We start from the raw sequence: 12,604 nt of genomic DNA on the forward strand, positions 1-12,604 counted from the left end.
TCCAATTGTAGAGGTTTTGAATAATTTGTATAAAATGAGCATAAAAATACTTTTTCTATTTATCAAAATATTTAAATGTTAATATTGAAAGTGTATCATTTACTAATTTGTTTATAGTAGGGTATGGTTAGTGATTCAGTAGCTGTGGTTACTATAATCGTTAGTTGCACAAAACAAGCTATGTTATTTGGTTGTGGACAATAAGATATCGGTTTATAAGTATAATAAATGAAAGAACAAAATGATTTGCTACGACTATAGAGTAACAAGGATAATAAAAAAGTTCGTCACTAGGAGACGAACTTTTTTATTATAGGTGACAATTATTGGTTTTGATTACTTTGTTTCTTTTGATTAATAGGAACTATTTCTCTGGAAAATTCCATGTTTGTCAGGTTTACTTTGGATGGAATAAATGTTCTTGTTGTATTTTGAACACCTTGGAACAAACGTTGGATAGGTCGCATCATATTTGAATTACGCGTTGCTACTACACTAACAACCGTTCCTAATCCTAGTAAAGAAACCCAAATCCACCCTCTATTATTATTCCGTCTATTTCTAAACAATTTAAACATTTTTTGAATTCTTCTTCCAGAATTGAATAATGACATAAAGAAGTTAAGAGTGTTCATTTTTTGCCCCCTGTAAAAAAGTTAGGAAAAAGAAGCACTAAGTTCAATTTCACATGCTTTATATTGCATTGTTTTATAGAAATTTATGATGCCAACTTATGCTAATACCTCTTCATTTTTCTTTCCTAAAAAGCCTAAGATTTCCTAAGTATTTTTCATTGAAAATATGCAAAATAATAGTAACAGAAATTCAAAAGGAAAAATGAAAACAAATTTAAATCCATTTTGAATTTGTTTCTATTTCTAATCTTTTTACAAATGGTTGAAATGTTTAGCATTTATACCAATATATTTATTATCTAATAATAATTCAATTTTTTATTACACATCATTTTTGAAAGTTGCTTTTTTTCTTTAGAGAAGAGTTAGGAATGATGTCATAGTATTGAGGTGATTAAATACATGCCAATGTTGAATGTGGACGGTAGTAGTCTGTATTATACCGTTAAGGGAAAAGGAATTCCTATTGTTTTTATTCATCCGCCTGTACTCACTTGTGTAAATTTTGAGTACCAAATAGAGGAATTATCCAAAGAATTTAAAGTGATTGTTTTTGATATTAGGGGACACGGAAGGAGTCAGGATTCAAGACAACCGATAACCTATCCACTGATTGTTGAAGATACTAGACGTTTATTGGATCATTTGGAAGTCAAAAAAGCATTCATATGCGGATATTCGACCGGAAGCTCTGTTGCATTAGAATTTTTGTTGACTTTTTCCGAAAGAGCCTTAGGGGGTATTCTAATGGGGGGAATGTCAGAAGTGAGGGGTGGATATCTAAAGAATAAGATTTCACTAGGCGTGAAACTTGCGAAAACAGGGGCAGTTTCATTTTTAGCATTGTCTATTTCATGGGGCAATTCAAATACACATAAATTGTTCAGAAAGATGTTTAAAGAAGCTAGAAAAGGAAATGCCCAAAATATCGAGCAGTATTATTGTTATAGTTTGCAGTATAATTGTACCAAGCAGCTTAGAAACATTGAGCTTCCGGTTTTGTTGGTTTATGGTAAGAAAGATAAATCATTTTATGATCACGCGAAACTACTGCATGGGGAATTGCCATATAATGAATTAAAATTCATTGATAACGTAAAGCATCAAATTCCTACAAAAGCATCGAAGAGGTTAAATGAAATGATTAAACAGTTTATTTTTATCCATACCGAGATGAATAGGGAAGAAACTTTTTCTTTACCAGTAAAAAAGTAGATGTCTCGAAAATAAAGTGAAACTTCCAATAGTGGGGATTCGCCCTGTGGGCGTTCAGCACAAATAGGAGCAGTGATGCCCCCACCTATCTTCTTTGATTCCTCTGAACATTTAGGTGAGGGTCTACTGCCTGTTAGGGCGGGTTAAAGATAATAGTAAGGATAGTTAATAAGGAAATAAAAATAATCTTAGAAAAGTTCGGAGTGGGAAACGTCGTCATCTATAACGACGATATCTCGGACGAAAACCATCCCCTCCCACAAAAACGTATTGCCGTTTCTGTGGGAGGGCTGCGCCCTGCTCTTACACTTCCTCTGGTACTAGCATCGTTACTTCTCATTTACTTCTTCTATAATTCCGTCCATGAAATCACTGTCTTCCATTTTTAAATACAACATAATTTTCTTTAAAAGTTAAATACGTGGATCCTGCCAGAAATTTAAAGAGAAGTGATCATTTTCTTGGTAAACTTCAAATTCATACCCTTTTTCCTTTAATCCTTTTATAATGGTTGGTAGGGCTGTAACAGTTTGAGGATGAATATCATGCATTAATATGACTTCTTTAGATCGAGTCGCACCAGTAAGTACATTTTGAGTAATGTTCAGGGAAGCTACCTCTACTGGCAAGTTATTATATTTCCAATCTAAAGAGTCAATTGTCCAATCCCATACTTTAAAGCCATTTTCTACGACTTTATTACGAAGTGCTTCGTTTAATCCAGGCATGGAACCATATGGAGGTCTTGTTAATTGAGGTTTCTCACCAATAAGGTCTGCTATTAAACTTTGGTTTGCTTTCATTTCATTTACATAGTCACCATTTGCATATAATTTTTTGAAATCATGTGTCATGCTGTGCATACCAACATAATGCCCTTCAATTTTTTCTCGTTTTACTAAATCAGGATATGCTTTTACAGACTTACCAGTTAAGAAAAACGTTGCTTTAACATTATGTTGTTTTAATATGTCTAAAAGCTCAGCTGTATACTTTCCTGGTCCATCATCAAATGTAAGATATGCCACTTTTCTTACTTGGCCATTAAATTGATTAGGAACTGGTTTACTTAACTCCACTTTGGGTTGTTCACTTATAAGTTGAATTGGATTGTCTTGGTTTGTTACACCTCTTGCAAGTGATGTAGTGGATTGAAGAACAAAATAAATACTGACTACTATAGCTAATGTTAGAATTAATATTAAGAATTTTTTGGCCTGAAATAATTTTTTCACTCTCTATATTCCTTCCTTTATCTATCATCAATAATTTCTTTAATTATAATTATACCAAATTACATCTGATAAAAAAGAAAGCTTATCATTTACCATAATTTCAATTATTTTACTTGTTAACAAATTGACCGTTGGGAAAGTCGTTGAAAGGTGTTTCAAATCCAACTATCACAGTGGCAATTGGGATAGTTGGTATCCATATCAATCTAAGTTTTTGTACTATCTATAAAGTGAAAGAAACGCCATCCTTTCCTATGATTCTACACAAAGATTACACAATCGCAGCACAGCAATGGAAGTACATGAAGAAATCGCGTCGTAACATGTATGTGGCTTTAGAAGATTTGGACTTGTTATTCGATGAGAGTGAAGTGATTCAATTCCAAGAAATGTGGGAAGAAGATAAAAGCTTCATTGAAATTGCAGTAGAGTTGGGAAGACATCAGTTAGAAATTGCAGCTTTAATAATGGACCAGGCGGATAAGAGCAAGATAAAATCTCGTCCGATGGGGTTAGGGGCATGAAACAACTAACACTTGAGGATGTAGTAGGAAGTTTTGATTATACCGCAACAAGTACAGCGGAAAAGTTCTTGAAGCGTAATAGCGTTATGACGTACTCAGTAGAGTTTTACGATAAAGACGAAAAGTGGAAGCTTCGTTGGTTTGAGGCGAAGTCCGAGAGCGAAGCTATAGAAATGGCTAAAAAGAAATACGGAAAGATACAAATTATTACCACTTATATTTCGGATAGAACCTTAGAAGAGATAATGCATTTGGATTAGGAGGCATAGTGCTATGACGTGTGATACAAAGTTACGCGTGGTTATCGGATAGTGAAAGAGGCAATAACGGGTTTGGATCGACAGGAGTAAAGTAAGACCAATTTTGAATTTTGTAGAAAAGTGAGGGGCGAATATGAAAAAGAGAAAATGTAAAACGTGTAATGGAAAGGGTTTTACACTCAGCATAGTAACAAAAATAAAAGATGTTGGTAAATATGGCTGAGGATTATATGAAGATGGAGTTAAGTTGACTTGTGCAAAATGCTTTGGGAAAGGCATGAAATAGAACAAAAGCGTTATTTAATAGAATTTTGTTAAAAAGCGATTATCATTAAATCGTTCCATGATTAATGATAATCGCTTATGTATTGAAAAGCTATTCAGTTATTTGAAATATAGTTTCATCAGGTCTGGAGAATCCATACAATTTCCTTGCGAACTTTAAAATACCTTCTTCACTCTCTGTTAAAGTTTTAATATCGTTTTCAAAATAACGTCCTGTAATTTCTAATTCAGATAATCTTTTCTTTTCTTTATTAAGTGTAATTTGTTTTTCTTGAATCATTTGTTCTTGCTTATAAATGGAAATTTGAATAGAAATAACCATAGGTAGCATAAAAGCAAGCGCTAATAAAAGACGACGTCTTAGCTTTTTATTCGTTTGTAGGTTCTTGTTAGGATTAATTTGTTTTTTGGAGATTGATTGTTGTGGTGGTAAATTTGGGACACTCCCCATTTTAATGCCTCCATTACTTATGTATAGAATTTAAATTGCTTAAAAGTATTATATATGCTAAATAGATAATTTTGAACCTATTTAGGCAAAGATAGGTTTTATGAAATTTAAATAAAATCCTTATTTTGTACACCAAGGTAGTCATCACAATTAACTAAAGGTTTGTTAAAAAAAGAAGCCCCGCAAATATTGCAGAGCTTCATAGGGTTGAGTTATGTCGTACTCACATGGGATTTTAACATGAATGTTGCGGTGAATAAACTGGCAAATGTGTCCAATTAATTTAGAGCTATTATTTTAAACAAAAACGCTATTTGCGCGACACGTTTCCTTATAAGTGTGCAAACACGAAATAGGAGGGTTATCAATTCGATAACAACAACTGATTGACTGAAAGTAGGAATGAAAGCCGTCAGGTTGAGCTGAAACTACTTATCTAATACTCCTACATGCAAGGCATGATAGTAGTCACAAATTGTATGAAGCTAGGTGAAGTCGGCTGAACAAAACCTAAGTGAGAAATCATATGGTGATGGATAAGTCGGGATGCTACAAAATATCTATGGTGAGAATGTCCGACAAAGGACTGGCGAACTTGTGAATGTACGGGTCTAAACGTTTAATACATCAGAAATGTGTATGTCGTCAACGACGACGTTATCTACCGAAAAGTAAGAGTAAATAGTATGAAATTCGGAACATCCAACGATAAGGGTGTAAAGATAACAGGCTTAAAGCAAGCGCCTAAGGATATATGTATAGCTAAGTCAATCGGAACGTGGTAAGCAAGAAACTGTCACCAACGCCTACTAGCGGACAGATGCATATAAGGTTCTAATGAACCAAAATTGCTTCATTCTTGTGAAGGTGGGGACATAGTACCGACGAAGCATGTAATAAATGTGGAGGGATAGTCCTTAGTCTTATTCTTTGAAAACTAAATCAATTAGATGTAACTCACAGGATCGAGTAAGATGATGTGACCTTTCGTAAGAAAGGGGAATTAATACGTTGGTGAGTACAACATTGTTTGTAATCTGGTTGTTTAGTATAGAAGAAGATGGGGCGCTGTATGCGATGAAAGTCGCACGTACAGTGCTAAGCGGGGGAAAAGATGGAGATAACTTCAAAGTTTTACCTATCGCAACGGTAGCTAGATTTAAAAGTAAAAAGAGCTCCGTCTATTGGTCGGAAGCTCTTTTATGAAAATCAGTGAGTTTCATTCATCAAAACAATATAAGCGTTAATTATGTTAGAGTGATGAGTTTAATAAAAAAAGTCCTCTTTTAATAAGAGGACAGATGAGTGAGCACGTCTTATATCTATAAAGTATGTTTGTCCTATAAAATGGTGACAAGCTTATAAAAATTTCATTTTGCAGAAAAAAACCCTAGTTTCCTAGGGTAATGGTATAACAGCCAAATATATTTTATTCTTTTATATTTTAACGTAATATTACGTTAAAAACATCAGGTAAATGTAACCAATTACAGAAAATAAGAGCAGCTAGCAAAAGCTAACTGCTCGGTAGATTAAACGTAGAGATTTTGATATTTACATTTTCATAGTGGGATAAATGATTAATATTTTTAATTAAATTGGATCACCTGGGTATTTGATAGCAGAAAACCCACGATTTCCGACTAGAGCAGATGATACGGTCTCACTAAGATCTCCTATATTCGCAACAATACGATAATGAACTGGGTTTGGTGGAACTACTGGGTCACCTGGGTGATCTACCCATGTAAATGTGGAGTTAAAGGGATAAAGCATATCTATATTACTACCGACTTCATATTTCCCAGATACAAGTGTATCTGCCAGCAACACATCATCACGGAATAACTGATAAGTAATGGCATCCACAGTAAAGGATGTGCTTCCATCAGAAGGGGTATGAATAAGAAGGTCAGTGCCGATTGTTGCGTTTAATAGGACTCTATCATTTTGGTTTTCGATAGGGACAAAGATCTCCATAATCAAAAAGTTATTTGTATTTGCGGGAAGTTCAATAGGTTCGGGTGCTGGTGCAAGGGGAGTGAAAAATAGTGTAGGTCCAGTAGGCCCAGTCAGCCCAGTCGATCCAGTAGCTTCCGTGTCGCCGGTAGGTCCCGTATTACCTGTGGGCCCTGTACTACCAGTAGGTCCCGTGTTACCAGTAGGCTCAGTTGGTATTGTAAATGATGGAGTAGGTAGTAATGTAGGTCCGATAGAATTTGGATCTAATGCAGCTCCTTGTAAGATTTCATGCGAATTAACTTGATTTTCTTTTGACATATTTCACCTCCAAAAATTAAATCACTATTAGTAAATGAAACTTGTAAGTGAAATATGAAATTGGAGAAGGAAGATAGTAATGTTTAAAATTAAAAATTTAATAAAAGCGTTATTTGATATTAAAATTCTGCATGCATAAAAAGAGAAATTTATATATGAACTATTAAAAAGATTAACATGGCCTTACTGATTGGGATCAAGTGTATGTAGACATTTTTAATAAAGTCCCTTTGAAAAATTAAAAGGGACTTCATGTTTGGATAATCAGAGTTATCGGTTGCTAATTAAGTGCTATTTCTTCGGCAGTGAGGATAACAGATACTATACCTTCAATAAGCGTATTAGGAGGATTAGTTCTACGTACCAAGTTTCCTTCTAATACATAGAAAAAGGTTCCAACTCCAGGTTTATCAAAAGCTGTAAAAGTAGTAGTTAATTCATCAAAATCCGTATTTTGAACAGATTGGATAGTTGCAGCTGGTGCTATGCGTCTAATTCGAAAGCCAATAACAGTTCCGTTAAGTGGAGTGGAACTTACAGATGAGAAAAGAGTTTGCGATTGTATTGTTGCCATGAATCTGATGATATCGTTAGGACTATTAATAGTGATGCTTACTGTTGAAAGAGGAACAAATATTGGACTTGTTAAATTTGGAAGTGAAGCGCTGTTAACTCCGACTTTAAACTGTCGTAATCCATTTGGTCCTTCAGGTAAAGGGAAGGCACATTGGAATGGTATATGTGGGTCTTTTTTAAATTGGCTCATAAATTTCACCCCCTATTATTTGATTCATTATTAATATATTCATTGAGTATTTAAGAGGAATATGGCAATTATCTAATATCACTAATAATAGTGGTAAATATTTAAATAAAATAGTTATCTTGTAGAAAAGAGGGTCTTAAATTAAATTACAGGATATAAGAGAAGATAAAACGCTTTGGGAGAAAAAGCATCTTGAAGGTGTAGGCAAGGTACTACTTGTTGAAGAGAGTTATTATGACAATATCGTTGAATTGGTAACTAATTTGGAGCAAGAAAATAAAAGAGCAGCTAGCAAAAGCTAACTGCGCAGCTGGTTCTCCAAGGGGGAAAGGAGAAAGGTTAGGGACTTCATTAAATGAGTTATGGCCATCGCCTATCTATATTATTGACGAAATATTAAGTTTTATTAAGGGAGGAACTCATAATCTATAAATTAGATTATGATATTCGCTATTACCCATATCGCCCAGAAAAGAACTAAAAATTCAATTGTAATCCAAAGTGCTTTTTTCTCAGTTTTTTTAAACTCTTTTATTAAAGAGAAAACAGCACTAATTGCTATAAGGATGAAAAGAACGAGTCTTATTGTATCTGGCATTTTAACCACTCCTAATTTCAAATTAAATTCATTATATAACGATTTTTAAATTTTTAGATAATTATTGGTGAGAATTAAGCAAAATTTAAACGAAATAATCCTTTAAATAGAAAGCGAGGAATAACAATGGGACTAGGAAACCGCGGAATGGCATTTGAAATGCTTATCAATCTAGCGAATGAAATGTATCAAAGAGGGGGAGTGGCACTTATAAACAAGCGTCCGACTCTTGTGAAGGTGTTAAAGAGTAAAGGTGGCCGTGTACTAAATGGATTCTATGAAGCTAAGAGTACAGTAGACTATGACGGCGTGTATAAAGGACGGGCTATAGCATTTGAAGCGAAGTCTACAGAGAATGCCACACGATTTGATTTAAAGAACATTGCGCAGCACCAATTGGATTACCTGGAGAAAGCAGAGAAGATGGGAGCGATTTGTTTTTTCCTTATTGAGTTTAGTAAGGACAAGTCAGTATTCGTGATACCACTGGCAGTTATTCAATCTTACGTAAGGATGTCGCAACAGCCAAAAGGCAAGAAGTCGATACCAAGAGCAGACTTTGATATTTATGGGTACTTAGTAGATCAGACAGAACGGGCGCCAGTGGATTACTTACAATACATCGATGAGCAAGGAGTTACACCGGTAATAGATGGCATGATTCAATTTGATCAGGACCATAAAAAGGTAGCAAATAACATAGAAGCAGCAAAAGAGAAAATGGCTAATAAGAAGCGTAAATTGCTAAAGGCTTAATGGATAGCGGAACCATGCAGAGTGGATGGTGGGGGCTACTCGCTATGCATGTTTCCCTTATTCAACAAAGAGATATTAAAATTTCACGTGCCTTATGTAATGTTAAAAAGACAAATTCAGAAATAGGGGGATTACATATGGAGCAATTAGCATTCTTTCCAGAAATCACGAATGAGGAGTACAAAAAGATACAGAGGGAAGTGGCAAAGGCATTATTCAACTATAGAGCTTTAAAAGTTCGTATGATTAATCAGGAAGAGTGTGCAGCAGAGAATATCAGTAGTCCTTTCGTTGAAATACGTAATACAAAGAAAATAAAGGATATAAAGTACATTCAAATTAAGAGGTCGTTAGAACATGCTTTAGATCCAGAACAGAGAGAAATTATTGAGAGGAAGTATCTTAATAATGGATTAATGAGCGATAAAGCTGTAAAGGCACAAATGATGATAGAGAATAACTGGTTCTACACACAAAAGAGACATGCGATTATGGCACTCGCTGAATCGTTACTTATCATTTAAAAAACACGGATAAAATGCGGATAAATTAACGATAAAGGAGCGGATAGGTAAATGTGCGATTCAAATTATCATTATCTTACAAGCCCTTTGAAAACCGCATAACGAAGAGGATTAGTACACCTATAAGTGAAACGTTCTTATGCGAGAATGTCACGGTAACGTATACCGCATAGTAGGGCGGGCAAGGCGGTACGAACCCGCGTTAAGACGAAAAGACCAATGAATTATTAACAATGACATATTCCAGTGTGGCGGGTGTGAGATAACTCGCATTCGTCATACTGTTTCTATTATGTTTAGTGATCAGCTCAGAGACCGCCATGTCCTCTGGGTTGATGGTGAACATAAGAACCTTTCTATTCTTTGTTAACGTCGTTTCTTGAAAATGGAAATGAGGTGGTTGTTCTTGATTGGATGAACATCGCGTTTTTAAAAAGAAAAACAAGAATAAAGGGCTTCTTCATCAATTTTGACAGGGCATTGCACTTATAGCGATTACTCACGAATTTTCGCTATGCAGAGAGCTTCCGCTCTTTGTTTGAGCCAATAAAACTGAACATTCCCCTCAGTTTTATGTGTTGGTTCAAACAAGGCGTAGGAAGAAACATATGCGTCTGGATATAAATCTTTTATAATTCGACATTGGCGAAAATGACATTAAGTAGCCGACTCTACGGAGTATAAACGAGAAGAGAAATATAAAGTTGAGAATATGAATTCTCGCTCTTCTCCCAGTCACCGAACACAGGGCGTATAGCCATACTAGTTGATACGGTGATTTGGAGAAGGTTGAGAGTACCTCACATCAACCTTAAATGAAGAGATACTTATTGCCATTTGTTTTCTCTCTTTTCTCACATCCCCTTGAAAGGCTGTCACTCCGGTGATGGCTTTTTGTTATAATTAATGTAAAAGGGATGGTGATTATAGTGAAGTTAATTGAAGAGAAATTTACACATTCGTATAATGCCGGAGCGAATGCAATAGCTATTGATACGGATGATGAGAAGATTAAACAATATATATTAGAACATGCTAATTTGCATTATCTTGGAACTGGACTAGGTGATCCAGGATGTGATTGTGAAAACGGTGATTTTGAACAATACGAAATGTTGAGTATTCGAAATGAAGTCACACCAGGTGATATATTAGACGATGGATGGATTACAGTAACTGTGGATGAAGAATTATATGCAGTACATAAACCATTTTTAGATATTATATATGATGGTAATACGGAACTACTTAAAGAAGAAATAGAAGAAAATTATGATGATTTTGTAGGGTTCACTGTCGTTCGTTGTCCTAAGTGTAAAATATGGGCAGTATGTGATTGAATACAAACATTTAAGATCAAGCATCCATAACCGGTGCTTTTTTCTTTGTTGTATAGAAATTACACATTAATGGACAATTTGGACACCTAAAAAGGGAGGATGATGAATGGTGGGTACAACAATTTATTGCTAATAACTCACACCAGTTTGGTTACATTATGCAAGAAGCTGCTAGACAATGGGCTGATAAAGACCCAGTGGGAGCATTGACAGTTGGGACGTGCAAGGCGTTTGTAGATGAACATGGTGATTATCATGAGCTATTAGACAAATTAGAAGCTATGCAAAAAGGTAATGCGCACTCATGTATTATTGAAGTAGATACAAAAGAAGCTGACATAAACGTTAAAGATTTAGTTAATCCTGATGTGATTAAAATTGCACAAAGAAAATTAGGGATTAAACGCTAAATGATTAAATCAATAGCAATTATCGTAGGCGCTGCCGTTATCTGGTAGGCGTCTTGTTTGTTGTTAAGGAAAGATAAGGGTAAAAGACTTTGAGAATTTCCTTGAAAATAAAGACTATTAGTTTAATATATGGTATAATTTTCTTTTTAATGGAATTAAAATGAAAATATAGATAAATAAAGGGGATAAGGTGATTTGAATGGAGGATTCTAATCATAGAGAAACCAAGGCGATATTAAAGATATGGTTTATCTATATGCCACTCGCATTGGGGGATTTCATCTTTTCAAGTATTATAGGTTACTTCAAAAAAAAGATTTTGCATAGAAAAAACAATTAATCTATTTAATTGTTTTTTTATTTTTCTCTAACAAAACAAACGGTTCTGGTGCAAAAAATCTCTTAAACTTGGACATACTGATACTATCAATCTAGAAAAGGGATGGTGTTCAGTGTGAATAAGCAAAATTCGTTCAAATGGAAGCACTATCAGCCTGATATTATTTTGCTAACAGTAAGATGGTACCTACGGTACAATCTAAGTTTTCGTGATTTAGTGGAAATGATGGAGGAGCGAGGTCTGTCCATTGCTCACACTACCATCATGCGATGGGTACATCAATATAGCCCTGAGTTAGACAAACGAGTTCGACGCTATTTAAAGAAAACCAATGATTCTTGGAGAGTCGATGAGACATATGTAAAAGTCAAAGGGAAATGGATGTACCTGTATCGTGCTGTGGATTCTGAAGGAAATACCATCGATTTTTATCTGAGCAAGAATAGAAATGCTAAATCAGCCAAGCGCTTCTTGAAGAAAGCCTTGGCTTCCTGTCATTCCGTAACACCTCGAGTGATTACAGTCGATAAGAACCCAGCATATCCTGTTGCTATCAAAGCATTACATGAAGAAAAAAGCATGCCGATAGGTGTGAAGGTGAGGCAAATTCGATATTTAAATAACATTGTGGAACAGGATCACCGCTTTATCAAGAAACGCATACGTACTATGTTAAGTTTAAAGTCCTTTCGGACTGCCAAATGGATACTTGCTGGGATTGAAGCCATGCATATGATGAAAAAAGGACAAACCTCTCAAGAGAAGTCTGTCCAAAAGCAAGTGAACCTCATTCATCAAATATTCGGTATTCCAGCATAAAAGCGGATTCCGTTAGGAATCTCTTTACTTCTTTATATCTTCAAAAAATGTTTGCACCAGAACCTGTCAACCTAACATGTATAGGATATACACTGTTCCTTATTCAACTAAATGGCAGGTTAGTTGAATAAGGAATACTATCATTTTTATTACCATTTCCTTCTAT

The 12,604-nt window shown here is 34.9% G+C and carries 15 protein-coding genes; 9 read left to right on the forward strand and 6 right to left on the reverse strand.

Annotation, left to right across the window (positions count from 1 at the left end):
- Positions 1 to 323: 323 nt before the first annotated feature.
- Positions 324 to 635, reverse strand: a complete 312-nt coding sequence (locus NSQ47_RS25630; RefSeq protein ID WP_215582790.1) for a hypothetical protein — start codon at positions 633 to 635, stop codon at positions 324 to 326.
- Positions 636 to 1,037: 402 nt separating this feature from the next.
- Here NSQ47_RS25630 and NSQ47_RS25635 point away from each other — a divergent pair, with 402 nt between their 5' ends.
- Positions 1,038 to 1,850, forward strand: coding sequence for an alpha/beta fold hydrolase (locus NSQ47_RS25635; RefSeq protein ID WP_341038441.1), 813 nt, complete (start codon positions 1,038 to 1,040; stop codon positions 1,848 to 1,850).
- Positions 1,851 to 2,263: 413 nt separating this feature from the next.
- Here NSQ47_RS25635 and NSQ47_RS25640 read toward each other — a convergent pair whose 3' ends face one another.
- Positions 2,264 to 3,085 (reverse strand): peptidoglycan-N-acetylglucosamine deacetylase, encoded by an 822-nt coding sequence (locus tag NSQ47_RS25640; protein WP_215582792.1) that lies wholly within the window; start codon positions 3,083 to 3,085, stop codon positions 2,264 to 2,266.
- A gap of 254 nt (positions 3,086 to 3,339) precedes the next feature.
- On the opposite strand from NSQ47_RS25640, the gene NSQ47_RS25645 reads away from it, so the two are divergent.
- Both NSQ47_RS25645 and NSQ47_RS25650 read left to right on the forward strand, forming a co-directional pair.
- Positions 3,340 to 3,609 carry a helix-turn-helix domain-containing protein gene (locus NSQ47_RS25645; protein ID WP_341038445.1) on the forward strand — a complete coding sequence of 90 codons (270 nt, stop codon included), beginning with the start codon at positions 3,340 to 3,342 and terminating at the stop codon, positions 3,607 to 3,609.
- Positions 3,606 to 3,869, forward strand: a complete 264-nt coding sequence (locus NSQ47_RS25650; RefSeq protein WP_215582794.1) for a hypothetical protein — start codon at positions 3,606 to 3,608, stop codon at positions 3,867 to 3,869. The genes NSQ47_RS25645 and NSQ47_RS25650 overlap by 4 nt, the downstream gene beginning before the upstream one ends.
- Positions 3,870 to 4,245: 376 nt before the next feature.
- Here NSQ47_RS25650 and NSQ47_RS25655 read toward each other — a convergent pair whose 3' ends face one another.
- Positions 4,246 to 4,605 carry an FtsB family cell division protein gene (locus NSQ47_RS25655; protein WP_113734722.1) on the reverse strand — a complete coding sequence of 120 codons (360 nt, stop codon included), beginning with the start codon at positions 4,603 to 4,605 and terminating at the stop codon, positions 4,246 to 4,248.
- Positions 4,606 to 5,616: 1,011 nt separating this feature from the next.
- Here NSQ47_RS25655 and NSQ47_RS25660 point away from each other — a divergent pair.
- On the forward strand, positions 5,617 to 5,811 hold the full coding sequence (locus NSQ47_RS25660; protein WP_341038447.1) for a hypothetical protein: 195 nt from the start codon (positions 5,617 to 5,619) through the stop codon (positions 5,809 to 5,811).
- A 387-nt stretch (positions 5,812 to 6,198) separates the two neighbouring features.
- Here the strand turns inward: NSQ47_RS25660 and NSQ47_RS25665 are convergent, their stop codons facing one another.
- From NSQ47_RS25665 to NSQ47_RS25675, 3 genes are all read right to left on the reverse strand, one after another.
- Entirely contained in the window at positions 6,199 to 6,885 is a 687-nt protein-coding gene (locus NSQ47_RS25665) for an exosporium leader peptide-containing protein (protein WP_341038449.1), read from the reverse strand.
- 280 nt (positions 6,886 to 7,165) lie between these two features.
- Positions 7,166 to 7,651 carry a hypothetical protein gene (locus NSQ47_RS25670; protein WP_341038452.1) on the reverse strand — a complete coding sequence of 162 codons (486 nt, stop codon included), beginning with the start codon at positions 7,649 to 7,651 and terminating at the stop codon, positions 7,166 to 7,168.
- Positions 7,652 to 8,084: 433 nt separating this feature from the next.
- Positions 8,085 to 8,249: a hypothetical protein gene (locus NSQ47_RS25675; RefSeq protein WP_105434259.1), complete on the reverse strand. Its 165-nt coding sequence runs from the start codon at positions 8,247 to 8,249 to the stop codon at positions 8,085 to 8,087.
- 126 nt (positions 8,250 to 8,375) lie between these two features.
- Between NSQ47_RS25675 and NSQ47_RS25680 the strand changes: the two genes are divergently transcribed.
- The 5 genes from NSQ47_RS25680 (at position 8,376) to NSQ47_RS25700 (ending at position 12,438) form a co-directional block, all read left to right on the forward strand.
- Positions 8,376 to 9,005 carry a Holliday junction resolvase RecU gene (locus NSQ47_RS25680; RefSeq protein ID WP_341038455.1) on the forward strand — a complete coding sequence of 210 codons (630 nt, stop codon included), beginning with the start codon at positions 8,376 to 8,378 and terminating at the stop codon, positions 9,003 to 9,005.
- A gap of 137 nt (positions 9,006 to 9,142) precedes the next feature.
- Positions 9,143 to 9,529 (forward strand): ArpU family transcriptional regulator, encoded by a 387-nt coding sequence (locus NSQ47_RS25685; RefSeq protein ID WP_341038457.1) that lies wholly within the window; start codon positions 9,143 to 9,145, stop codon positions 9,527 to 9,529.
- A gap of 929 nt (positions 9,530 to 10,458) precedes the next feature.
- Positions 10,459 to 10,869, forward strand: a complete 411-nt coding sequence (locus NSQ47_RS25690; protein ID WP_341038459.1) for a hypothetical protein — start codon at positions 10,459 to 10,461, stop codon at positions 10,867 to 10,869.
- Between the two features lie 158 nt (positions 10,870 to 11,027).
- The gene (locus tag NSQ47_RS25695) at positions 11,028 to 11,279 is read left to right on the forward strand and encodes a hypothetical protein (RefSeq protein WP_341038460.1); all 252 of its coding nucleotides are present in this window, start codon (positions 11,028 to 11,030) and stop codon (positions 11,277 to 11,279) included.
- Positions 11,280 to 11,733: 454 nt separating this feature from the next.
- Positions 11,734 to 12,438, forward strand: a complete 705-nt coding sequence (locus tag NSQ47_RS25700; RefSeq protein ID WP_341038462.1) for an IS6 family transposase — start codon at positions 11,734 to 11,736, stop codon at positions 12,436 to 12,438.
- Positions 12,439 to 12,604 lie beyond the last annotated feature (166 nt).

Origin of the sequence: Bacillus sp. FSL R10-2780 (genome assembly GCF_038006125.1) — a bacterium.
Classification (GTDB): domain Bacteria; phylum Bacillota; class Bacilli; order Bacillales; family Bacillaceae_G; genus Bacillus_A; species Bacillus_A cereus_U.